General features: G+C 59.1%; 16 protein-coding genes. 3 read left to right on the forward strand and 13 right to left on the reverse strand.

Going from position 1 to position 22,592, the window contains the following annotated elements; genetic code table 11:
• Nucleotides 1-85 precede the first annotated feature (85 nt).
• From G3M56_RS00460 to G3M56_RS00480, 5 genes are all read right to left on the reverse strand, one after another.
• Entirely contained in the window at nt 86-1,510 is a 1,425-nt protein-coding gene (locus tag G3M56_RS00460; RefSeq protein ID WP_164364801.1) for a DUF2851 family protein, read from the reverse strand.
• Nucleotides 1,511-1,850: 340 nt separating this feature from the next.
• Entirely contained in the window at nt 1,851-3,536 is a 1,686-nt protein-coding gene (locus G3M56_RS00465) for a prenyltransferase/squalene oxidase repeat-containing protein (RefSeq protein ID WP_164364799.1), read from the reverse strand.
• 308 nt (nt 3,537-3,844) lie between these two features.
• Entirely contained in the window at nt 3,845-5,653 is a 1,809-nt protein-coding gene (locus G3M56_RS00470) for a chloride channel protein (RefSeq protein ID WP_164364797.1), read from the reverse strand.
• 23 nt (nt 5,654-5,676) lie between these two features.
• Complete coding sequence (gene tsaD / locus G3M56_RS00475) at nt 5,677-6,738, reverse strand: tRNA (adenosine(37)-N6)-threonylcarbamoyltransferase complex transferase subunit TsaD (RefSeq protein ID WP_164364795.1); 1,062 nt, start codon at nt 6,736-6,738, stop codon at nt 5,677-5,679.
• A complete protein-coding gene (locus tag G3M56_RS00480) occupies nt 6,735-7,190 on the reverse strand; it encodes a GatB/YqeY domain-containing protein (RefSeq protein ID WP_164364793.1) in 456 nt (151 codons plus the stop codon). Before G3M56_RS00480 ends, tsaD begins: the two co-directional genes overlap by 4 nt.
• A gap of 128 nt (nt 7,191-7,318) precedes the next feature.
• Between G3M56_RS00480 and G3M56_RS00485 the strand changes: the two genes are divergently transcribed.
• Nucleotides 7,319-7,798, forward strand: coding sequence for a DUF3592 domain-containing protein (locus G3M56_RS00485; RefSeq protein ID WP_164364791.1), 480 nt, complete (start codon nt 7,319-7,321; stop codon nt 7,796-7,798).
• A 216-nt stretch (nt 7,799-8,014) separates the two neighbouring features.
• Here G3M56_RS00485 and G3M56_RS00490 read toward each other — a convergent pair whose 3' ends face one another.
• A complete protein-coding gene (locus G3M56_RS00490; RefSeq protein WP_164364789.1) occupies nt 8,015-8,431 on the reverse strand; it encodes a hypothetical protein in 417 nt (138 codons plus the stop codon).
• Nucleotides 8,432-8,555: 124 nt separating this feature from the next.
• Nucleotides 8,556-11,276 (reverse strand): vWA domain-containing protein, encoded by a 2,721-nt coding sequence (locus G3M56_RS00495; protein WP_164364787.1) that lies wholly within the window; start codon nt 11,274-11,276, stop codon nt 8,556-8,558.
• A 573-nt stretch (nt 11,277-11,849) separates the two neighbouring features.
• On the opposite strand from G3M56_RS00495, the gene G3M56_RS00500 reads away from it, so the two are divergent.
• Nucleotides 11,850-12,800, forward strand: coding sequence for an IS110 family RNA-guided transposase (locus tag G3M56_RS00500; protein WP_235203500.1), 951 nt, complete (start codon nt 11,850-11,852; stop codon nt 12,798-12,800).
• A 551-nt stretch (nt 12,801-13,351) separates the two neighbouring features.
• Here G3M56_RS00500 and G3M56_RS00505 read toward each other — a convergent pair.
• The 3 genes from G3M56_RS00505 to G3M56_RS00515 form a co-directional block, all read right to left on the reverse strand.
• The gene (locus tag G3M56_RS00505; protein WP_164364993.1) at nt 13,352-15,373 is read right to left on the reverse strand and encodes an alpha-L-fucosidase; all 2,022 of its coding nucleotides are present in this window, start codon (nt 15,371-15,373) and stop codon (nt 13,352-13,354) included.
• 416 nt (nt 15,374-15,789) lie between these two features.
• Nucleotides 15,790-16,722: an NAD(P)-dependent oxidoreductase gene (locus G3M56_RS00510; RefSeq protein ID WP_164364992.1), complete on the reverse strand. Its 933-nt coding sequence runs from the start codon at nt 16,720-16,722 to the stop codon at nt 15,790-15,792.
• A 13-nt stretch (nt 16,723-16,735) separates the two neighbouring features.
• Nucleotides 16,736-17,560, reverse strand: a complete 825-nt coding sequence (locus G3M56_RS00515) for an MBL fold metallo-hydrolase (protein ID WP_235203501.1) — start codon at nt 17,558-17,560, stop codon at nt 16,736-16,738.
• 391 nt (nt 17,561-17,951) lie between these two features.
• Between G3M56_RS00515 and G3M56_RS00520 the strand changes: the two genes are divergently transcribed.
• The gene (locus tag G3M56_RS00520) at nt 17,952-18,953 is read left to right on the forward strand and encodes a hypothetical protein (RefSeq protein ID WP_164364991.1); all 1,002 of its coding nucleotides are present in this window, start codon (nt 17,952-17,954) and stop codon (nt 18,951-18,953) included.
• Between the two features lie 298 nt (nt 18,954-19,251).
• Here the strand turns inward: G3M56_RS00520 and G3M56_RS00525 are convergent, their stop codons facing one another.
• The 3 genes from G3M56_RS00525 to G3M56_RS00535 all read right to left on the reverse strand — a co-directional run bounded on the left by G3M56_RS00525 (nt 19,252) and on the right by G3M56_RS00535 (nt 22,589).
• A complete protein-coding gene (locus G3M56_RS00525; RefSeq protein WP_164364990.1) occupies nt 19,252-20,190 on the reverse strand; it encodes a hypothetical protein in 939 nt (312 codons plus the stop codon).
• Between the two features lie 14 nt (nt 20,191-20,204).
• Nucleotides 20,205-20,564: a hypothetical protein gene (locus tag G3M56_RS00530; protein ID WP_164364989.1), complete on the reverse strand. Its 360-nt coding sequence runs from the start codon at nt 20,562-20,564 to the stop codon at nt 20,205-20,207.
• Nucleotides 20,565-20,735: 171 nt separating this feature from the next.
• Nucleotides 20,736-22,589 carry a vWA domain-containing protein gene (locus tag G3M56_RS00535; protein WP_164364988.1) on the reverse strand — a complete coding sequence of 618 codons (1,854 nt, stop codon included), beginning with the start codon at nt 22,587-22,589 and terminating at the stop codon, nt 20,736-20,738.
• Nucleotides 22,590-22,592 lie beyond the last annotated feature (3 nt).

The raw sequence follows: 22,592 nt of genomic DNA on the forward strand, positions 1-22,592 counted from the left end.
GGCAGGGATATTTTTTGTAACGGAATCACTACACAATATAGGTCCTATTGGCCCTATAAGACCTATGGTTCAGAAGCCGCCCCCATCACTCCCCCCACTGCCGCAACTGCTCAGGGAACGAACAACCGGCACAGCCGCTGTCGTCACGCAGGCAGAAGTCCTCGTACACCGCCAGCAGCCCCTGGCGGAAGGCATGGTTCTTCAACACCTCGGCTCCTAACTCCGACGCACCAAACAACCGCAGCGCCGCAATCCGCGACGCTTCATCCAGCGCGCCGGCCGGCAGCTTCAAGTAGACCGCAGCCGCTTGCTCGGAGCGATGATCGTTCATCGCCACTGGCAACACGAAGTTGACCAGAAAATCCCGCCAGCGGTCGCGCCCGATCAAGGCCAACCGCTTCGCCGACGGCGCGGACGTCAGCGTGAAATGGTGCGACCAGTAGCCGTGCTCAAGCTGGTCGCAAAACTTGGACAACCGACGGTCGACTCCGTCCATCCCGCCGGTCACCACTTTCTCCAGCACGTGCCAGTCGGCGACCACCGCCGCCAACGCACCCAGCCGGCGGTGCGGATGGTTCACCGGACGCTGGCCGGCAAACACCCACGGCAACTCGACCGAACGCGTGTCGCGCACTGGCCGCGCCCGCCACCAATGCCGCCACAGCGCCCGCAAATAACCGGATGTCTCGTCATCCCGCGCCATATCATCCGGCGCCTCAAGAAAGCCAGCAGTCCCGAACAACAACGCCTCCGCTGCCTCGGCTGGCTGAACCATCAACTCGCGCAATGGCAAAGTCTGAGCCAGCGCCCGCATCGGCAGTTTGTTGCGCCGATACCCCAGACACTCCGCCATCGCCTGAAACCACGCCTCGCGCGGGCCATGAATGTCCGCACACCTCAAAAAACGCCGCGCCTTGCGCTTGGCCCGCGACATCGCAGCCCCCACCAACAACGACCGCACTCGCTCCGCGCCCATCAACTCCAACGGCTTCAAACACCGCCCGGGATGCGCATCCACCATCGGCGCAGGTTCCACCAACACCGATGCATCCAACCGCACCTGCACCACATCCCGATGCGACTCTGTGCGCGTAAAACACGCCTCGTCCGGCGCATTGAAAAACAAATGCAACACCACGTTTTCATACGCCGGATTGGAGGCATGCCCGTGGTGCTCCCAGTCACGCACGTCCGTGTCCAGTTCGATCGCTCCAACCATACGCTCACCATCCACATCCACACTGGCATGCAGAAAATCCGGGCCGGCCGCGTGGTTCCAAACACCGAACTGTACCACCCGCACCTCACGCCCCAGACTGTCGCGAAAGTCCCGCCCGAACGCCCCACCGAACCACAGCGACTGCAGCTCGATCTCCGGCAGGTCCGCCGCGGTCAATTCCGCATCGAACCATCCACCGTCACGCACCCTGTGCCCCAACACCTCATCCCGCATCCGGTCATACGCCTGCACCCAACCATCACTGAAATCGCACTTTGCCAGGACACTCACCAGAGCAGTCTAACAGATAAGACACAACCAACAATAACAAACAGCCGAAACAAGAACACAAAGCGAAACGGAGAAAGAGGACATACTCGAATCGCACTAACTCAAGCCCCGGCGCCCTCAATTCCTCGCTGAAAGCGAGTATCATACCAGCCTGGGGTCAGCGAGCCGCAGGCTAGCGCCCCCCCGGGCACAAAGGTTTGATTCATCCGGCCGAGCCGATGACGTAAGCAAGGGGGCAAGCGATCCCGCCAGCCGCAGAACAACACCACGACGCACCTCAATTTAACACCATTCAGGGCACGCTCATCACCATCGTCCGAGCGCTCTCTCCGAGATCGGCCTACTCTCCCGAAGTGCCCGGCAGGAAGCGGTAGTAAACCTCAAGCATCAGCGTGCAAAGCGCGTTGCGGTAGATCTGGGCATCACGCCCTGCTCGTGATTCAGTCACCGAAAATTTCTTACCTCCGCCTTCGACCTTCCAGCGTCCATCTGACAGTTGATTCTTCAACAACTCATCGCGCCACTTTCGGTTCCAGCGCTCCCAATCAGAGCCCCCACTGAGGAAGCGCGACTGGGTAATGTAGTACCACCCGTAGAGGTGAGCGGTCTTCTGGTTGTACTTCACCGGCACCTTCTTGGTGGCGTCGATCCCGCGACTCACCACACGTCCCTTCTTGCCATGAATCTGGAAGCTGAGCGATCCCAGACCATTGAGCGACCATCGACTTCCACGACGATCCCCCTTCTTCTTGTAGCTCAGATAGCCGTCGTTCATCTGCATGTCCTCAATGTACCCCAACCCTTTTCGCACAGACTTTGAAAGCTTGATGCTGTCACCGAAGTCCTCACCGTAACCTGCGGTCTTCACCGCTTTCAACGCCTGCAGCGCCCATCCGGTGATGGAGGTATCACCACCGCGTCCGCCGGATCGGTTGAGCTGATAGTCCCAGCCGCCGCTCCTGTGTTGGCCCGCGATCAAAATGTCCGTCCCTCGTTCGACCGCATCCTGCAGCCCAGGGATTTCCATGTTCAGCTCCCTCACAAACGCGAGGCACTCACCCAGCGCATAAAGAGCAATCACATGCTCGTAGACCCAGGCGTCGGTCTTCTTCTCCGAGCGCAAGTAGCCCTTGTCGCGCTGGGACCGCTCGACCAAATACGCCGTCGCACTCGAAACGGTCTCCCCATACTTGCTCGACTGCGGAGTCTCGCAATGCCCCAGATAAGAGAGCAGAACCAATCCGGTCATCGCCGCTGGGCGCGCCTTCCCGAATGAGCCATCGGAGTTCTGGACCTTCTTGAACCATTCGAGCGATTTGACCACAGCTTCCTCACATTCACGGTTGCCGCCCGCCTCGTTCAGACGCTTCATCCGCTCCTCCATGGTGCAGCGGCCTTTCATACCACCGCCCAATCCACCGAATCCACCTTGGCCCAGTCCATCACCCAACCCCGTCTGGCCAAAGCCAAGCCCGAGTTGCGCGGAGGTTCCAATATCCAAAGTCGGGCTCTCAAAAACCACATCCGGCACATACGTGACCGACTCTGCCGTCGACGTGATCATTTTCGCACTCACCGATGGAGCCGATGGCGGACGCCGCTGCGAAGGCTGCTGCACCTGCGGACGGTTGGAGGAGTTCTCCGTCGGTGGAGCCACCCGCGCCTGAATCTTCACTTCCGGCGCTTCAAAAACATCCAACGCCCACAACGCCAACCCAAGTCCAATCAAGACGTGCACCAAAACCGCAATCATCACAGCGGACAGGCGCTCGTTGCGCAAAGTCTTGCGCCTGATCTCCTCAGCCTCCTCCGCACTGCGCAAATGCACCGCCGGCAATCCTTCCCCAGCCTGCGGGCTCACCGCCGCTTGACCAGCCTCCACTCCCACAACCGAAGCAGTATCACCCACCGCGCCTTCATTGCCCGCCTGAGATGGAGCCATCGCCTCCTCAGCTACCTGCGGTGGCGTTCCTTCAGGGGCAGCCGCATCCGATGAAACTTCTGGGGGAAGATGTGAGTCAGGCATAATAACAAGTGAACGATTCTAACCAGCGCTCTTTTAGAAAGTACGCTCGCGCGCCCGATTCAGCCTCGGAATACATTCGCCATCCTCTGGCCAACACCGAAGCCCAACCTGGCAACGGCCAAACCATTCCACAGGTCCCCACCTCACGGAATCGAATCACACTGGTCCGATCGCCCGACCTATGGTCTACCAATGATACCTATCAGAAGCACAACGCCCCGGCACTCACAGCCACCTGGGAGTCCATGTCACAAGAACAGAGCCTACCTCACCGGCTCTACGCCACACATCCCTGCACCCATCGCCCCCTATCCGTCGATCTGACGGTCGATCGCGTTCTGCTGACGCGCAATATCGTTGAGTGTGATAATTCCCAGCACTTTGCCAGTCGTCGTGGTCGAGAGGATCGGCAGCTGGGCATAATCATAACGTACCATCAATCGGGCCGCCTCACGGATCGCCACCTCGCTTGAAATCGAGATCACTTTCTGCGAAGCCAGCAACTCTTCCAAGCTCCGCTCTTCCCCGGCGGCAAGCCACTCGTCAAGCTCGTGGTGCATCGCCATACCGACGAGTTTCTTTTCCGCATCCACCACCGGATAACCGTGGTAGTTCGACTGCTGACCTTTGAGAAATTCCAGCGCATCCGCCGCATTCATCGATGCCTTCAACGACAGCACTTCGTGCGTCATGATCGTGGCGACCGGCAGGTTGCGATAATCTTGCGCCCCGCGGTACGCCGGCATTTGGCGCAAACTCACGCCGTCCTGCAGCAACAATGCGTTGTACAACGGCACCGACTGCCAGCGGCTCGCCAGATAATAGGAGATCACATTCCCCACCATCAATGGCAGCATCAGCGAGTAACTGCGAGTCATCTCAAAGATGATCAGCAACGAGGTGAACGGGCAACGCACCACCGAGGCAAACATCGCCCCCATTCCCAGCAACACGCACGCACCCACCGCCTCGTCCGGTAGCGCGGAGTGATGCAACAAATGCACGTGTTGGTCGAGCGTCACCAGGCCCAGACCAAACAAACCGCCGAGCATCCCGCCAAGGAACAAAGTCGGCGAGAACAAACCACCACTGCCGCCCGATGAATACGACAACACCACCGCCACAAACTTGAACACAAACAAGATCAACAGCGCCCCAACCGCCAGCTTGGCATCGAACGCCGCGTCCAAACTGCCATAACCGATCGAAAACACACCCATCTGCGGTTCACCCAGCAACCCGGTCAGCGCAAACGCACTCAAGCCCAGGATCCCCACACCGAGGCCACCACCGGTCGTGCGCACCCACAGCGGCATCGATAAGTTGCGCATCCGCTCGCGCGACCACAACAACACACGCACCAGCAAATGCCCGGTGCCAGCAGCAGCCAGGCCCAGCGGCACGGCAATCAACATCCACGGAGCCGTCTGGAATTGGTCGACAAAGTGCACGTTCAACACCGGCTCCTCACCGAGAATCGTCCGCGAAACCGCTGCGGAAATCACCACCGCCACCACGATGCCACCCAGTGCCTTGGTCGAGAAATCATCGAGCAGCTCCTCGAATACAAACGTAATCGCCGAGAGCGGTGCGTTGAACGCCGCGGCAATCCCCGCACCCATTCCCACCGGCACCATCGCCTGGACCCGCGACTTGGCGCGGAATGCCCACTGGCCCACCGTCGAGGCAATCGCCGAACACATGTGGACCGTCGGCCCCTCACGACCGAGCGCGTTGCCCATCCCGACATACAAGGTACCGAGCACAAAACGCCACATCCCTTCAAGCCAACTCAGCTTCCCGAAGTCGTTGTAATACGCCTTCTTGGTTTGCGGGATACCACTGCCCGCCGCCGACGGCGCGAGCTTCTGCAAAATAATTCCCACCACCAGCGCCCCAACCGCGGGGGCCAATCCAAGCACCGCCCAGAACTGCCAGCCACCCAGCTTCTGCGCCGTGGAGGTCACCAGGTGGAACACCCCCTCAATCGCATAGTGGAACCCAACAGCCGCCAATCCACACAGCACCCCCACCACCACGCACAGGATCATAAAGCGCTGGCCGTCCGTGAATCGGGCGCGCATCCAGTCGGGCAGTCGGGTCGGCAAGTGAGACATGATCTAGAGTAAGCGCGTTGGGATTAAGCTCGGTTGGCTTGGTTGGTCAGCGGGAGGTTTGGATCCACATCAGAGTCCAGACTGGAGGACCTCCCAAGCAAATGATGTTCGTGGGCGACATAGGCGATCATGGCCGCGTTATCCGTCGAAAGCGCCGGTTCGGCGATGCGCAGATCGAGCCCCGCCCGATCACAGGCCCGCTGCATCTCCTCGCGCAGGCAGCGGTTGCAGCCCACCCCGCCACTGACGGTGACGAGCTTGCGCCCCGCAGCCTTGGCAGCTCTCAAAGTCTTACCCACCAGTACGTCGACCACCGCCTGCTGGAACGAAGCGCACACATCCGGCAGCCATTCGTCGCGCTTCTCCTGGTCGAAGGTTTCAGTCAGATAGCGCACCGATGTCTTGAGCCCGCTAAAGCTGAACTCAAAGCCCGGCTTCTTCATCATGCTGCGCGGAAAATCATAGGCTTTCGGGTCGCCCTCGACCGCCAGCTGGTCGATCAACGGCCCGCCCGGATACGGCAAGCCCAGCATCTTCGCCACTTTGTCGAAGGCCTCACCCGCCGCATCATCGCGCGAACGCCCCATCAACTCGTAACTCCCCACACCCGCCACATCGACCAACATCGTGTGCCCCCCACTCACCACCAGCGCCACATTGGGCTGCACTCCCTCAGAATCCCCGAAAAAGGGCGAAAGCAGGTGCCCTTCCAGATGGTTGATTGCCAAAAACGGCTTACCACACGCCAATGCCAACGCCTTGGCCGTTGTGTTCCCCACCAAAAGTGAACTCGCCAACCCTGGCCCGGCCGTGGCGGCAAACACATCCACGTCCGCCACGTCCACTCCGGCTTTCTCCAACGCCGCCGCCAACAAACCAGGCGTCGCAGCACTGTGCTGACGCGATGCCAACTCAGGTACCACCCCGCCAAACGGCCGGTGCGCCTCAATCTGCGACGCCACCACCGCGGACAACAACGACTCACGACCACGCAACACAGCCACCGCCGTCTCATCACAAGACGACTCGATGGCCAGTACGGTCGCCGCTGGTCCCGCGGCCGACGATGGAGCTTCTCCGGTCACGCCAGTTTCGCTCGGACTTTCTGACTCAGCACTTTGCCGTCGGCGCGCCCTTCGGCGAGCTTCTGCACTTCGCCCATCACCTTGCCCATGTCCGCCATCGCGGTGGCTCCGGTAGAGGCAATCGCCTGGTCGACAATCGCGTCGACTTCTTCCTCGCTCAACGGCTGAGGCAAATAGGTCTCGAGCACGGCAATTTCTTCCAACTCGGTTTCCGCCAGCTCCGGACGGTTCGCATTCTGATACTGCTCCACCGAGTCCTGACGCTGCTTGATCTGCTTGCGGATCACGGCCATCACCGCCACGTCGTCCAACACCGCATCCGCCCCACCGGCCTCGATCGCCGCGTTCTTCACCGCCGCCTTAAGGCCACGGATCACATTCAGCTTCTTCTGGTCGCGCGCTTTCATCGCGGCCTTCATATCTTCGGTCAGTTGGTCGTTGAGTGTGCTCATCAGGGGAGCAAGGTAATATACCCTCGCGCCCTGACAACGAGAACCTTGATCGAATCACCAACGACCCCACGTTTTCCCCACGCTCATCTTCCTTGCCCCTCACCCAGACCGCCGTACCGTACCCCACCATGGCCACCCCTCTCCGCTCGAAAATCTTCCTCGTCGTCTTCGGTCTCATCATCGCTGCCATGGGCGGCGCGTTCATCGCTCTGATGTGGAACGGATACCAAAAAGTGCGCACCACCTACACTTGGACGGAGCACCCCTGCCTCATCCTCGAATCCCGCATCATCGAAGATAGCCGCGTCCCCAACGCCCTACCGGAATACCGCATCGACGTCCGCTACACCTACGAAATCGACGGCACCCGCTATACCGGCGACCAAGTGCGCACCCGCGTCCGCCGCCTGAAGGAAAAAGAAAAGCTCACCGGGTTCGCCGAATCCATCCCCGCCGGCACCCAAACCGTCTGCTACGTCGATCCAACCGACCCAACCAACGCCATCCTCCAACGCGACACCAAAGCAGCCCTCTACACCATTTGGTTCCCCGGACTCTTCCTCGTCGGCGGCCTCGGGATCGCAGCCAGCGCGTTGATCAAAAAGTAGCGCCCCAGCTGCGCCGCACCCTTAGGCCCCTTGGAACGGACCCTCCCCCCGATAAGTCTTATAGGACCCATAAGACCAATCTCCTCATCTGTGCCCATCCGCGCCCATCTGCGGCACAAAAACACCGCACAGCCCCCGTCTCCAGGGCCCGTGCGGTGTGATTAATCAGTCATCCGCAGATACCAGAGCCATCCCCGGCATCACGCGGCGACGCCATTACTCAGCGTCCTTTTCCTTCTTGTCGCCGCCTTTGCAGCATCCTTCGCCTTCCTTGCAGCAGTCGCCGTCTTTCTTGTCGCAACCGTCGCAGTCTTCTTTATCGCACTCTTCCTTGTCGCACTTCTTTTTGCAGCACTCCTTTTTCTTGCAGCAGCCTTCGCCTTCCTTACAGCACTCGCCGTCTTTCTTGGCGTGATCGTGGCAAAGTGTGGCTTCCTCTTTGTCGCACTCTTTCTTCTCGCCGCAATCTTTCTCTTTCTTGCAGCCATCCGCGATCAGATCAGCGCAAAGCTCGGACTTCTCGCAATCCTTGCCCTCTTTCTCTTTGTCTTTCTTACATCCACCGCATCCGTCGGCGTATCCGAGTGGAGCGATCATCAGGGCGGCAAATGCAGCAATCAGGTGAATTTTCATAGCTATATAATGGGTTGGTTTTCTTGATTCAATGACGGTACGAATCCGACGGCTAACCACCGCGAGGAATCACGCACCTTTTCGTAGAGCGAGGCCTGGTTCATCTTATTCCTGAGAATTTTTCCTATCGCCGACCTTTTTTGGCGCGCTCGAAACGCGACCGCTGACTGCCGACACCAGACCTCTCCCGCGAACCTACGCCTGCCGGGATTGAGGTGGATTCATCCATCTTCGCCACCTCCGAAATCGTCGGCTGATTCGCCTGCTGAGCGCGCTTCGCCGCCGCCTTCTTCCTGCGCCCGCCGCCAAAGCTCACTCGATTCGCCCCGATCCGCGTCATCAGCGCGTCCGCCAGCACGAGCACCAACACCAATGCCAACAGCACCGGCATCAGAGGCCGTGGCGGTTTGACAAACGGCCGCTCCCACACACCCGCGAGATCCAGTCGTTCCTCGCCGCCGGTCGCCGCAGCCACCTGACGCAACTCGTCGAGCATCACCGGAGAAAAACGCCACTCCGCACCAGAACTCGCCACCAACGGGCCAAACGCCAACGCCTGGTCACCCAGCGAGATCCCACCACGCACCATCTCGCCCTGCACCAAATCCACCCGCGCCCGGTAACGCCCCGGCTCGATCCGCTCCCACACCACCTGACGCGTCTGCGGCGACTCCGCGCCCATCGCCAGCGACAGCTTTGGCGGGTCTTTGGCAAAACGTTCACTCCACAACGCATCGTCGTACAACAAATCCACCGTCATCACAGATCCATCGATCCTTGAACGCAAGGCCACCCCGCGCGGCACGTCGCTGCCGACCAGCCACCGCCCCAGCGTCTGGACAAAGTCCTCGTACCCCTCCCACCCCAACGTCGCTCCCGCATACTCCGCCCCCAGGGGCATCGACACCGCGGCACAACGCCCCGTCCCACGCGGACCAAATGCCACCAACGGCGCCTGAAACTCATCGACCGACACCAAGGCCTGGCGCGCCCACGGCCGCAAGTAGCTCAAATTATAACCATCCACCTGGTCGAGCCAGTCCGGCGTGCCCGACGCAATTTCCCGCAACGACCCCGTCGCCCGAGTCGGCACCGGGTCCCTCACAAACGCCGCCCGCGCCACCGCCACCGTCTCCTGCGAGAACACATCAGGCAACGCCCCGGCATCCTCGACAAAGAAGATCCGCCCGTCGCCACGCTGCGCGATGTCTTCCAAAAACGCAGCATCCGCGTCCCCTTTGTTGCCGAGCGCGATCACACTCACCGTCGCGCCCTCGGCCCGCATTTCGGCCAGCAGCTCTTTATAGTCGCCAGGCTCTTCGCTGTCGGCCGCATCGGAGAACAAAATCACGTGCTTCTGCGCATGCGGTGCGCGCTTGATTTCATTCCACCCCGCCTTCAGCCCGCTGTAGACAAAAATCCCGCCACCGGTCGATCGGATCCGACGGATCGCTTTCGTAATCGCGTCTCGGTTCTGCACCGCCGGCTGCAACTTCACCATGGTATGCGGACTCGAATCCACGGCAAAGACCGCCATCGCATCCGTCCCACCGAGATGGTTCAACGCATTCGCCGCCCCGCTGTTGGCCAAATCCATCTTGGTCCCACCAGCCACCGCCGCACTCATACTGCCCGAACGGTCCATCACAATGCACAATGCCACCGCCAGCTTGCGGTGCTCGCTGCGCAGCTCCATTGAAACCGGCAACAACTCATCGATCGGCGACGCCGCATACCCCCCCGCCGCGAAACTCTGCCGACCACCCGCCATCATCAAACCACCACCCTGCGACTCGACGAAGAATGGCAACGCGGAAAGAAACGCCCCCGACACCTCCCACGCCGGCACGTTGTTGATCACCACCACGCTCACACCGGTCAAATGGCGAGCCGTCAGGTTCGAGCCATCAGCCACTTCCTCCACCTCGAGCCCCAGCTTGCGCAGCGCGGCCGCCGCCGGATCCGGCTGGTATTTGGTCAGCATCAGAATGCGCCCGCCCGCATCCACCTCGACAAACGATTGCGCCTCGTTGTTGCCCGCATACGCGTCCCCCGCCTCCTGTGGCACCACCTTCGCCTCGTAAAGATAAGCCCGCCCGGCCCTCAACCGATCCGTAAACTGCAACTTGGCCGATCCATTGCGCAACCGCACATCGCGCACCGCCACTTCCACCCCATCGCGCAGCAACTGCAGCTTCAGCGGACCATTCATGTTCCCCGCCAACTCGGCCTCCACCAAAAACGGCTCGCCAGGCTGCACCCGCGACGGCGTTGCCAACCGCTCGACCCGCACGTCCACCGCACTCGGCGGCGGCACAATCCGATAATCCACCGGAATGTTCGCCCGTTGTAAACTCGGCACCAACCCGGCCAGCGGCTCGGTGCTGTAACCATCCGTCACCACCAGAACCCGCGCCGGCCGTCCCTCGTCGTCGCCTTGAGCGCGCGCCGCAGCCGACTGCACGGCCAGCGACGTCCGCGTCAGATGCCGGTCGCTTTCATCCAACCGCGCATCCCCCGCCACCGGGTCGATCTCCACCGCCTCGGCCGCATAATGCACCACCCGCAGACGGTCGCCCCCCATCTTCTTCTCATCCTCAATCAACCCCTCCAACTCCGGCAACTCCGCCTCAATCACCCCGCCCGTCGACGACGACAAATCAGCCAACAACCACAAATCCATCGGCGACCGCCCGAGCTGGGTCATCGGCCGCGTCATCGCCAACACCAACAACACCCAACACGCCAACCGCAACGGACGAAACAACCCCAGCTCACGCCGCCACCAGCCCAATAACAAAAACACAGGCACCAACAACAACCACTCCGGCGACATCAAACTCATTCCGCCCCTCCTTCCCCACACACTCCCCCCACCGCGGACACCACGTCCGCCACCGGGCACCACCGCCCCATCGAATCACTACTAATCACAAAGTTCCCCACCATCGCCCGGACTCTGCCCCGCCCACCAAAACCAAACAATCCTTTTCAACCCAAACCAACGCATTTCCCGGCCCACCCGCAGGTACGATAAACCTCACGCAAAGACGCAAAGACGCAAAGTACCTAGCAAGAGTACGACAGATCCAACTACCGCCCTTGCCACAGTATAATCAGCCCTCCTCCTAAAAAGAGGCTGGATCACAGCACAGGGCTTCAGCCCTGTGTCACGCCGTCGATTCCTCCCTTGGTTGGTCAATTTGAGCTATTCCTAGCTCCATCGGTTTCATACGAAACCGGAGGTTGATCAAGGTGGGGGTGGCCACCCCCACCTCGATCGCTGAAACAGTCACTCCGTTCCTCCTCGAGTCCTTGAACTCGTCTTTCAGCAAGGAGGCCTGTTTCCCTCAAATCCATCTGCAGTTCGTAGAGTTGCAAGAGCCCGAGAGCTCGTAGATCCAAGGTTGAAATACAGATGAACACTCAGAACAAACACTATATCGGCGTCGATGTCAGCAAAGATAAACTCGACTTTTATCACCCCAAAACAAAGCGCTCCTGGACCGTTCCCAACACTCCATCAAAGGTAAAATCGGAGCTCCTCAAGCTATCCAAACAACAGGACGAAATCCACATCATCTGTGAGCCTACCGGTGGCTATGAAAAGTGCCTCCTCGCTCAAGCATTGGAGCTAAACATTCCCATCAGCCTGGTTAATCCAAAGCGAGCACGAGCATTTGCCGAGGCCATGGGAATCTCGGCGAAAACTGACGCGATTGATGCCACGGTCTTGTCTCGCTTCGGAGAGTCGATCACCCCGGCATCCCGCGTAAAACCTACAGCTCTGCAGGAGAAGATGTCAGCGATCGCCAGGATTAAGGATCGTTTCACCCGCCAAGCTGCAGCTCAGAAAACGGCCCTTCAAAAGGTCACCGACAGCTTTGTGAAGAAGGAGCTCAAGACCCAAATCCAAAGCCTTGAGCGAGCGATTGCTCGTTGCCAAAAGCAACTCGACACACTCATTGCGAAAGACGCCGTGCTGCGTGAGAAGAAGCGCAAAATCGAGTCGATCAAAGGACTTGGTCTGGCTGCATCCACGGTCTTCTTGTCTGAAATGCCAGAACTGGGCGCAATCACCGACAACCAGGCTTCGGCTTTAGTTGGAGTTGCGCCATTCAACAAAGACACCGGCACTCATAGCGGCAAGAGGCACGTCCGCGGAGGAAGGCATTTACTCCGGCGCAGCCTCTACATGCCTGCTCTATGCGCCACGAACCACAACCCGATTTTGAAGGAATTTTATGGCCGTCTGATCGCCAAAGGAAAACCTCATCATGTCGCCATCACCGCCGTGATCCGAAAGCTTGTCAGACTCGTAAACCGCCTTCTTTCCGACCCCAATTTCGAGCCGATAAAACAAAATTAGAAACAGAGTTGCTGAAAGGGAAACGCAAACCAGCCCAGGGTGACGGGAGCCTCAGGCGACCACACCCTGGGATATTCCGCGCCAACGCAATCCAGGCCAAGCATGCGACACCGCCGACGCGTATCCCCCACCCGCCGGCCGCTCCCGACACGACGACGCACCCTAAGTCAGCCGTCGTCCAGTAACGACTGGTTATGACTTAGGGTAGTCACCCCAGAATACAACCTTCCATGTACCATCTATGATGTGGAAGTCATAAACAACCCCAGGTCCATTTCCCTTACCTTTGCCTTCATCAGGCGTCACACTAACACTCCATACATTATCGTTGTAACCGTTCCCTCTCGACTTGACTTTGAGCCACTCTTTCTTCCAGCCAGCTATACTTGAAATGGATTCATTCTCTTCGAATGTCTTTCCGTGCCTGTTGATGAATTTCTCGGCATACTTCGGACTGTAATAGTTCTTCGCCTCTTGTTATCCTCGTTGCTGTTGACCGATCTGAAGTCGGAGCGCAGCGCCCCCTACTCAGCTCGACGCCGCCCCCCCACTCACTCACCTACCACCGCAATGTGCTGCAGGTGAAGTGTCCGGCCCTTGCCGGGAAGGCTGACACGCAGGTAGCGGAGTGGTTTGCCGGGAATGAAGGCTCCGGTTTTCTCGGATCCTACCGGAATAGCCCACCGCTCTGGCACGTTCTCAGGTTTCGAGTCGTCCTGCCACAGCTTGTGGAATGTCTTGCCATCGGTTGAATACTCCACCAGTAATCCAGCTGCGCGCTCTTGATGGGAGTCGGCGCGGTTGGTAATGGCGATGTGCTTCACGTTCTCCACCTTGCGAAGGTCTATCAGCACCGAGGGCGACTCCATTTCCATCGAGTGGAATCCAAAGCGCTGCTCGCTCTTTAGATCCATCAGTTGTTGCGGATTTGGACTCCACTTAGGATCGGCGTCGGCACTCGTACAAATGGCTCCGTCATTGAGAATGCGGCCGTAGGCTGAGTAGTCAGCCCCGGCGCTCGGCAATTCGTAGAAACGCGTCGAATCGACACGACCCGCAAACTCCAGCACCACGCAGTCGATCACGGGCTCCAACATTTCCCCGGCGGGAAGGGTCAGATAGTAATCGCCCTCCCTACGTGCGACCTCAAGTTCTCCACCATGTAGCAACTTTGCAGAGCGGAGCTCGTTCCCCTCCAGCCCCGGCACTCGGAAGCTGGGCCCGACCATCAATCCCGTGCGAACGTGCAGATATACATACTTGCCACGATGCGACGAACTCAGTGCCCCTGATGGCTTATAAGGTCCGGCCGTGGTTCCATACACAGACTCGCCAAATCGCCCCATCCACTCGCCGATTCGCGTGATCGCTTCCCGTTGGTCGGCGGGGAGAACCCCGTTGCCATCCGGCGTCAGGTTGAGCAGGAAGTTCCCACCGGAGTCCACCACATCGATGATGTCGGTAAGAAGGACGGAGTGCGGTTTCACCGGATTTCCGTTCTGATAGGACCAGCTATGGTCGCGGCAGATGATATCGCAGGTCTCCCATCGGTTACTGGTATTGAAGTAGCCCTTTTTGCGCTCATGAGTCGCGAAATCCTCCAAGCCCCGGTGGTCGGCCTGTTGCTTCCCGCCGTAGGAGAAGTAGTAACGATCATTAAAAAGCGTCGCTGGCTGATAGCCCCGAACCTCCTGGTACACCGCATCGCCTCCCCAGTGGCTGGGATGGCTGCCGCCCAGTCCGTCGAACCACAAGCAGAACACATCACCATATTCGGTGAGCAGTTGCTTGAGGTGATGCCGCATGTAGGGCGAGTAGTCGGCGCCTTTGGTCGGATCCGCCTTGCCGCGTGGTGGATTGTAGTTCGGGTGAGTCCAATCCGGATTGGAATAGTAATAACCCACTTTAAGGCCCTCCTTGCGAATGGCATCGGAAAGCTCGCGGATCACGTCGCGGCCGAAGCCCCGCTCTCCGGTAATCTTCCAGCCTAGGTCCGCAGTCTGGCCCTCGGCAATCACCGCTTTGCCATTGTGATCTACCATCGGGTACCCGTGTTCATTGAGCCGCAGCGAGCGCTTGGCATCAAACATCGGAAACCCGTCGTGATGTTTGCTCACGAGAACCACATACTTGGCCCCGGACTTACGGAAGAGATCCGCCCAATCCTCCGCATCGAGCTTCTCGGGCTTGAAGCGTTCCCAGAGACGATTGTATTGCGCGTAGGGCAGTGACGTGTAGTGGTCCTCGATCACCACCCCGTTATCCTTCTTGCCCGGTCTCGGACCAACGCGCCCCCACGAGATTTCGGTCCCCGTCTTCGACTTCTCATACTGCCCCGACGCCAGAGTGTCTTTGCCTTTGCCAAACCAGGGCGAGTTCGGATCGGTATAAGGATGAAGCGCCGGATCGGCCACCGCTTCGAGGCTGCTCATGTTCCAGTGAACGAAGATCCCCAACTTGGCATCGGAGAAGTATTCCAGATTGCTCTCATGGGTCGGAGCCTCAGCGGCAAGAGCCGGGCCACCGGCAAACACGGAGCAGGCAGCCAGAAAAAGTGAAAAGACAGGTCGCATGGCCCGCGATACGCCAGCGACCAGGCGCCCCTGTCAGACAATCTGCAAGAAACTGTGCACAACGACAACGAGGACACAGTCGCTCCATTGCTAGGTTTCCAATCACTGTGCCTTCGTGATCTTCGTGACCTCTGTGGTTACAAACGAATCAAAGCCCCCCTCCACGCAAAGATTTGGAAACGACCAGCAATCGAGCCCCTAAAAGTTAGAGCCATTCGTGTGCGCACTCGCGCTGACCATCTCCCCAGTCAATACAAAGCAGCGATTCTCGCCGCACTCCCACATAGCCATCTGCGAAAATCCGCGCCTATCTGTGGCCGCGTGACAAGAACGGCGGACCGCCGGATTGCGCTCGGCCATCCCGCAGTCGTGTGACGACGCTGGAAGCATAGCCACACATAGCTCCAGACTCCCCATCAGATCTCAAACGACGCCCCGCCCTCGCCATCATCGTGGCGGCCCTTGAACGTCAACTCGGCAATCCCCGACTTATCGAGCTCGCCCTTGCCCACTTCAACGAGACGTTGATACTGCCTCAGCGTTGCCTCATTCACCGGCAGATGCAGGCCTTGTTGGGCGGCAAGGTTGGCTGCGATCCCTGAATCCTTCGCCGCATGCGCCGCAGAGAACCAGCATTCGTGGTCCCTGCCAATCATATCGTCACTGTCCGTTTCGAGCACCCTCGATGCCGCTCCCGTCTGGGAAAAGACCTCGGTCACCATTGCCAGATCGAGACCCAACGCATCGGCCAACCCCAGGCCCTCGGCCAGTGCTGCCGTGTTCATATTCATCACCATGTTGACCAGCGCCTTCACCTCGGCCGCCTTGCCGGCCTCGCCACAATAACGCAAATCCGCACTCAGGTCGTCGAGCAGCGGACGCTGCGCATCAAACACATCGCGGTCACCAGCCACCATCAGGTAAAGCTCGCCATTGCGGGCATGACTGATGCTCGACGCCATACATCCCTCCAACGTAGAAGCTCCTGCCTTTGCCGCCATCCCAGCCACCTCGCGATGCACCTCGGGCGACACCGTTGCACAGTTGATGAACACCTTACCCTCTGCCCCCACTAGCAGATGCTCATCACCCTCGGCAAAAATGCTCCGCATCGCCGCATCATCAGTGACCACCGTAATGATCACATCGGCGCGCGCGGTCACATCGCTCAACCGCGAACAGGCCACAGCCTCCGGCCCGAGCTCCGCGGCCAGTTCACCCGCCACCGCTTGATCCAAATCATAGATCGCAGTCACTTCCCATCCACAATCCACTACCAGATGGCGGGCCATGTTCGCCCCCATCCGCCCCACCCCGACAAAGCCAATTTTCGTACTCTCTTTGTTCATATCCTGTAAATTGCTAATCCTTAAACTCCGGGAAGAACGGGTTGTTCGTTTTCTCGTCCGCCACCGTGGTCAGCGGACCATGCCCAGGGCACAGCACCGTATCGTCGGGAAGACTGAAAATTGCCTGACGAGCCCCCTCCAATGCACCGTCGAGCGAGATCAGCGGGCCACCCATCGACCGCGCGAAAAGCGCATCGCCCACCACCACCAACCGACGGCTCAAGCCGGTCACTGTGTACACCGTGGCGCCCGGTGAGTGCCCGCGCACCATCGCCGTGCCGACCTCAAACCCACCGAACTGGAAGCTCTGCCCGGGGAGGAAGCGCTCCACTCCCTCGCACGCCTCATACGCGTTCATCAACACACGCGCCTCAGGATACCTGGCGCGCACTTTCTCCACATCCGCGATGTGATCGAGATGCGAGTGGCTCAGCAAAACCGCATCCAAGCTCAAGCCCTCGTGCGCCATCCATTCCAGCGCCTCATCCGCATTCGCCCCCGTGTCGAACATCAAAGCCCGCTTACTCGTCGCGTCCCAAACCACATAGTAGTTCACCGTCATATCGTCGAACGCCACATTGAACGCACGAAGCCCCGGCACCTCGATCGCTGGCGGCGCTGACTTCCCTGTCATCATTGCCACCAACGACTCTCCATCCAAGCCCAACGCAGGGGCCAGTCTTCGCACCGTGCATTCATCCGGCTCGCCATCCAGCACCGTCTCGATCGTTGCCTCGGGCACCCCGGTCAGAAACTCCAAAATCCCAGGCGTCATGTTGGTGCCTCTCAGCACCTTCCCCATCACATCACAAAACTCGTCTTCAAGCGGAATCATCATTCCCGCCACCCTAAGCAATCCGCACTCCGCCGTCGATCACCGAACAGCAGAAGCCTGCAATCCCGGCCGGTTGATCAATTCGGATCTGTCACGAATGGCACTAGCTTAGACCTCAACGTCGTCAATTGCGCGCTGAAGGCGCGTCTCATAGCAGCCTGGGGTCAGCGAGCCTCAGGCGAGCGCCACCCCAGGGAATTCCCTCCGCCCATCCTCGGCCGAGCGTAGGATGCCACCAAGGCGCTGATCCCTCCCGATGGCCGCTCAAGACATGACGACACGCCCTAAGTTAGCGCCGCTCGGATCCCGGAAACGGCATCCCACATGCGGATTGCCTCAAATTCCGACATGAGGTTTAATGAGTCACATGAAATGCGCACTCTTGGGCATGCTCATGTCTTTCCCACCAATCGCCATCGGCGGGCAGCTCGAGCCCGCGCCTGAAACCGGCGAAGACGCCAAGCCCGCAAACACGGCCCCGTCTGAAAACGCAAGCAGTAGCGATGCATCAAGGAATGCCCCACAAGAAGCGTCAAGGGAGCGCAACAAGCCAGCCAAAGGCAAAGCGAGTACCGATGAACTGTCTAACGAGAGGTCTCCGGAGAGCGAGGAGGCCTTCACCCTACTGAGGGAGCAATGTACGGAGCATGCCCGCCAAAAAATGGAGCGACGGCTTGCCGAACTCACGGAAGAACTAGGACTCAGCGACGCGGAGGCATCGCGTTTGGAACGACAAATGCGCGCGGACTTCGAGGAAACCGAGAACTTGATCAATGTCCTGATGAATGGGGAATTCAGCGAGGAACGCATCCAGCGGCTCGCCGACCTTCATCATCCAAATCTCGTGGCCGAGCGCCAGGCCCAGAGCCTCGGAGGCGAGGCCGGAGAACGGCTATTAACCGTGACAGAAATAGAACGCAGCTGGGAAATCGAGCAGCGCGCCATGCTCTTCACCAATGACCTTCATAAGATTGTCAACCTGACCAAAGACCAGAAAAAGGCCGTGCTACAGATCTACACCGAGGGAGAGGCGGAGGGATACGACAACACCTCACCCACCAACCCCAACCAACGCGCTTATGAGGTCATTTTCAATTGGTTGAGGGGATTGAACCCCAATTATATGGACCCGGAGGATATCAACCTAGTCAGGGAATTCCAAAGAAAAGGCTTTCAGGCGGTACACCCGCGCCCAAAGACACCGCCTCCAGAGACACAAGAAGAAATCGACGTAAAGGCCGGGGTTAAGGCCTCGGTTGAGGATGCGGTGAACCATCTTACCAAGAGGTTCTCAGGCATCTTAACCCCCGAGCAAATCGCAGCTTACCGCGAACATGAGAACAAGCGCGCGGCAGAGATCCTGTCCAGTTTAGAGGCCGCCGAAGCCACTAAATGAGCTTCACCCCGCGCGCGGTTTCGAGCTACCAGCAACCGGTTATTCCAAAGTGAAAGCGGCTCAAGCACACACACCTCTGACCACCTCACCGGCCGATACAAAGCGGCGATGCTCGCAGCACTCCCACATTTCCATCTGCGAACATCCGTGCCCATCTGCGGCAGCAGTATTAACTATCAGCGGCACGCCCGCTGTGTCCCAACTCCGCAGCGGCCAATAGAGAGCGTCGGTTCTCGCCGCTCTCCCACATTCCTATCTGTGAAAATCGGTGCCCATCTGCGGCAGACAAAATGAACGATCACCCTTTCAATCTTGCTGCAGTCAACTCGCTGCGCTTTTTCGCGATCTCCCCTCGGACTGAGAGAATCCGTCGATTGAGAACAGAGATCTCACTGTGAATCGAATCCAATTTCACTTTGTCCTCTCTGCGGACGATTGGGCTGCGGTTTCTTCTTTGGATCTCGACAACCTGATTGAGCTCGATAGACTTGGCAGTCCTCTGAGCTTTAAGAGCCAACAGCTTCCGCTCCAATTCATCGATTTCACGATCAAGACGGGAGGTCACCCCCGAAGAGGCCTGATCGTTCCTCTCCGGAGACTTTCTGGTTACAGCACTATTGGCAACTTTACGGTCTTTAGAAGCAGTCTCTTTTTTAACAACCAAAGCCTGATACAGAGACTCAATCGTTGGCGTGTAACCAATCTCATACTGAGCCTCAGGTGACAGCTCGGAGTACTCTACAGTTTTCAGTCCACCATCCCACTGCAAAACAAACGCATCACTCCTGGCTTTAACAACTGTCACATTACTTGCGGTACTGCCATCAGGGAACTCGTAACTATCGTAATCGCGCCCGACGACCTTATTCGCGAGCTTCAGTTGTTGGCGCTTGTACTTCTTGAGCATGCCGATCCGTTGCTCTTCTTCAGCGGCCAGGAGATCCTTGAACTCTTCGACCTCAAGAAGGAGCTTCTCTACATTCAGACGGGTTTCCAATTCAGATTGCCGACTGGCAACCTTTGCTTCGAGCTTAACCCGGGTGCGGTCCACATACTCCAGATCTGCCATGTTAGCTGCGATCCGGTTTTCGATTTGGTGGAGCTTCTTAGCCAACTCTCCAGCGTGAGAAGGCTTCAAATCACCTTGAGATGATTCACCTAGCAACACCATCACCCCACCAATGACCAATGCGCCCACGGCTGAGATGACGAAAATCGAGCGAAATGCTGAGTCCATAATAATTCAGAGTGTTAGGATTTAGGGAGGGAGGACATCGCTTCTTCGATCGCCTTCTGACTTGCTTTAACCTCAGCGAGTGTCTCGCGGAGCTTTTCTACAGCCTGATTCACTCGTTCCTGTTCATCGGCGTTGTCTTCGAGTCCTCGCAATTGCCCATGCAACTCTGCCGCCTTCCGCTCCAACTCGTCATTTGCCTTCCTGCGATCCGCGACTTCTTTTTCAGTGCGATTAAACTCTGCCTCCGCAGCCTCGATAGAGGCTTGAAGATCAGCCACGTGTGCAAGCTCTTCCTTGGACGGACCACAACTGGTCAACCCGATAATTAGCAGTCCCAAGACTGTAAGTTGTAAATCTATTTTGATCAGCTTCATGGCAGAGGATTCTGAAGGAATCTGACTTCCTAATAGCGAGGCATATTGTTTGCAAACAATTTCAAGCACCAAAACTCAACAATTCTAGTGCAGACGCCTGCTAGAAATAAAGACCACCCCTCCACACCGAGTATATCTTGCCGCGTCTCGCAGTAATGAATCCCTGCCCCCCTACTTCGCCCGCGTGACAAGGACGGAGGGCTCGCTGGCTTCGCGCCCGTCTTTGCCGCGCATCACGTACCACAGCCCTAACATCAAGGCCACAAGCGCGAGCAGGATCAAGCTCACATCGCGGCCGACGACGCCATCGCTGGCAGTGCCTGCGGCAAAAACATCGGCGGGGACGTCGCTCATGGACGATGCGTTGAGAAAGTTCATCTCGCGGGTGTCGGAGAACCAAGCCGCGCCGTCGACGACCGGGGTGCCGGCATCGTCGCGCAGCGCGTACCAACCGGGGACACGCGGAGTGGGCAAGCCGCGCAGGTCGTGGGCACCGAGCCAGACCGATTGGGCGGCGGCTCCAACTGGAGTGACCGTCCATTCATAGAGTGGCGGTTTTGCGCCGGGTTGTGGGGCTCGCTCCGGAAGCACGACCTTCAGGGCCACATCGGTCTCGCTGAGCAGGGATTCCGGCCGTGGCAGCGATTCGCGCACCCGCTGGAGGAAGCGCGCGCAGAGCACGACCAACGACGGATCGCGCACACCCGAGGCATCGTCCGGGTTCAAATTCATGACCAATGCACGGTGCCCGCCGTCACGCTCGATCCACGCCAACGGGTGCTCTCCCTGCCATAACAGAGGTGCGGATCCCGACGCGGGGGTGAAGCCGTCGCGCATGCGGGGTGCCAGCGCCTGCCAGTTGAGTTCATCGACCAATGGGTGCACCGCGCTGGTAATGGCCTCGGTGCGGATGGGCAAACGCTCACCGGACGCAGGAAGGTGGAGCACCGAATGCCCGTCGGACTTACTGCGGCGGGTGCGCACGGTCACGTCCGCAGTGGTGGCGTCGCTGGTCCATTCGACATTCTCGAGCGCACCGACGATGCGTTGCCAGAACGCGAGAGCGGCGGGATCGACTTCGGAGCTGGCGGCGACTGCCAAGTGCTTCGGCTGCGGCACGACGACTGGTGCCACGTTGTCCAGAGCAAAGCCGTCGGACGAGCGCACGACGACCACCGCACGGGTGACAGATGGCGGCAACCCGGCTTCCACCTTGACCGCACCGCCGGCGGCGATCGTCACGGCGCGCGGCGTGGATTCCCGGTCGAGTTCCGGAAACGCCACCGACCACTCGACCGACGTCTCATTCTCCCCGAACTGATAAAGCATCGCCTCAATGCGTCGGTCGTTCTCGTTCGCACCAACCACCCGCACTGCGGTGATGCCCACGTTGTCCATGGCTTCGCCAACCGCGAGAAAGTGCGCTGCGTACGGCAGCGGCTCCGTCGGCACCTGGTCGGTGACAAAGAAAACCGCACCGGCATCGCCGACCAGCGCGCGGGCCGTGCGCAAAGCATCCGCCGGATCGTGAGTCCCTTCCAATGGCAGCCACCTCTCCAGCGCAGACGCGACTTCCTGCGGTTGATCGCCGCGGTAAAGCACATCGCGTTCGCTGTCGGACGCGGTCACGGTGATATCCAGCCGGGCATCGCCTGCGGCCGATTGCAGCAACGAGGTCACCGCATCCGCCGCCCGCTCGCGGCTCACCGCCATCGATGCCGAGCCGTCCATCACAATAGCGACCCGCCGCAACGGCCGCGTTTGCCGCCAGTCCAAACCAGACAACAACGCCGCTAAAATCAACACCGCCAGCAGTTGTAGCCAAAACGGCAACGACGACCGAAAGCGCTCGAAGCGCGAGCCCTCGGGGCTTTGGAACGCAATGTGGTCGAGCAGGAACCCGGTGGAGACCGGCACCCTCGTGAGTTTGCGCTGGAGGAAATGGATCATCACCAGAGCCGGCACGCCGAGCAGCGCCCATAGTCCTGCCGGGTTGTTGATGATGAGAGGTCCGAGAGAGAGCATGCT

The sequence above is a fragment of the Sulfuriroseicoccus oceanibius genome (genome assembly GCF_010681825.2).
In the GTDB taxonomy this organism is placed as follows: domain Bacteria; phylum Verrucomicrobiota; class Verrucomicrobiia; order Verrucomicrobiales; family SLCJ01; genus Sulfuriroseicoccus; species Sulfuriroseicoccus oceanibius.

Excerpts from the sequence above, each read along its gene's own strand:
- G3M56_RS00510 (WP_164364992.1), bottom strand. The coding sequence starts at position 16,722 with ATGAACAAAGAGAGTACGAAAATTGGCTTTGTCGGGGTGGGGCGGATG.
- G3M56_RS00500 (WP_235203500.1), top strand. The coding sequence starts at position 11,850 with ATGAACACTCAGAACAAACACTATATCGGCGTCGATGTCAGCAAAGAT.
- G3M56_RS00505 (WP_164364993.1), bottom strand. The coding sequence starts at position 15,373 with ATGCGACCTGTCTTTTCACTTTTTCTGGCTGCCTGCTCCGTGTTTGCC.
- G3M56_RS00480 (WP_164364793.1), bottom strand. The coding sequence starts at position 7,190 with ATGAGCACACTCAACGACCAACTGACCGAAGATATGAAGGCCGCGATG.
- G3M56_RS00520 (WP_164364991.1), top strand. The coding sequence starts at position 17,952 with ATGTCTTTCCCACCAATCGCCATCGGCGGGCAGCTCGAGCCCGCGCCT.
- G3M56_RS00515 (WP_235203501.1), bottom strand. The coding sequence starts at position 17,560 with ATGATGATTCCGCTTGAAGACGAGTTTTGTGATGTGATGGGGAAGGTG.
- G3M56_RS00495 (WP_164364787.1), bottom strand. The coding sequence starts at position 11,276 with ATGAGTTTGATGTCGCCGGAGTGGTTGTTGTTGGTGCCTGTGTTTTTG.
- G3M56_RS00465 (WP_164364799.1), bottom strand. The coding sequence starts at position 3,536 with ATGCCTGACTCACATCTTCCCCCAGAAGTTTCATCGGATGCGGCTGCC.
- G3M56_RS00535 (WP_164364988.1), bottom strand. The coding sequence starts at position 22,589 with ATGCTCTCTCTCGGACCTCTCATCATCAACAACCCGGCAGGACTATGG.
- G3M56_RS00525 (WP_164364990.1), bottom strand. The coding sequence starts at position 20,190 with ATGGACTCAGCATTTCGCTCGATTTTCGTCATCTCAGCCGTGGGCGCA.
- G3M56_RS00530 (WP_164364989.1), bottom strand. The coding sequence starts at position 20,564 with ATGAAGCTGATCAAAATAGATTTACAACTTACAGTCTTGGGACTGCTA.
- G3M56_RS00490 (WP_164364789.1), bottom strand. The coding sequence starts at position 8,431 with ATGAAAATTCACCTGATTGCTGCATTTGCCGCCCTGATGATCGCTCCA.
- G3M56_RS00485 (WP_164364791.1), top strand. The coding sequence starts at position 7,319 with ATGGCCACCCCTCTCCGCTCGAAAATCTTCCTCGTCGTCTTCGGTCTC.
- G3M56_RS00470 (WP_164364797.1), bottom strand. The coding sequence starts at position 5,653 with ATGTCTCACTTGCCGACCCGACTGCCCGACTGGATGCGCGCCCGATTC.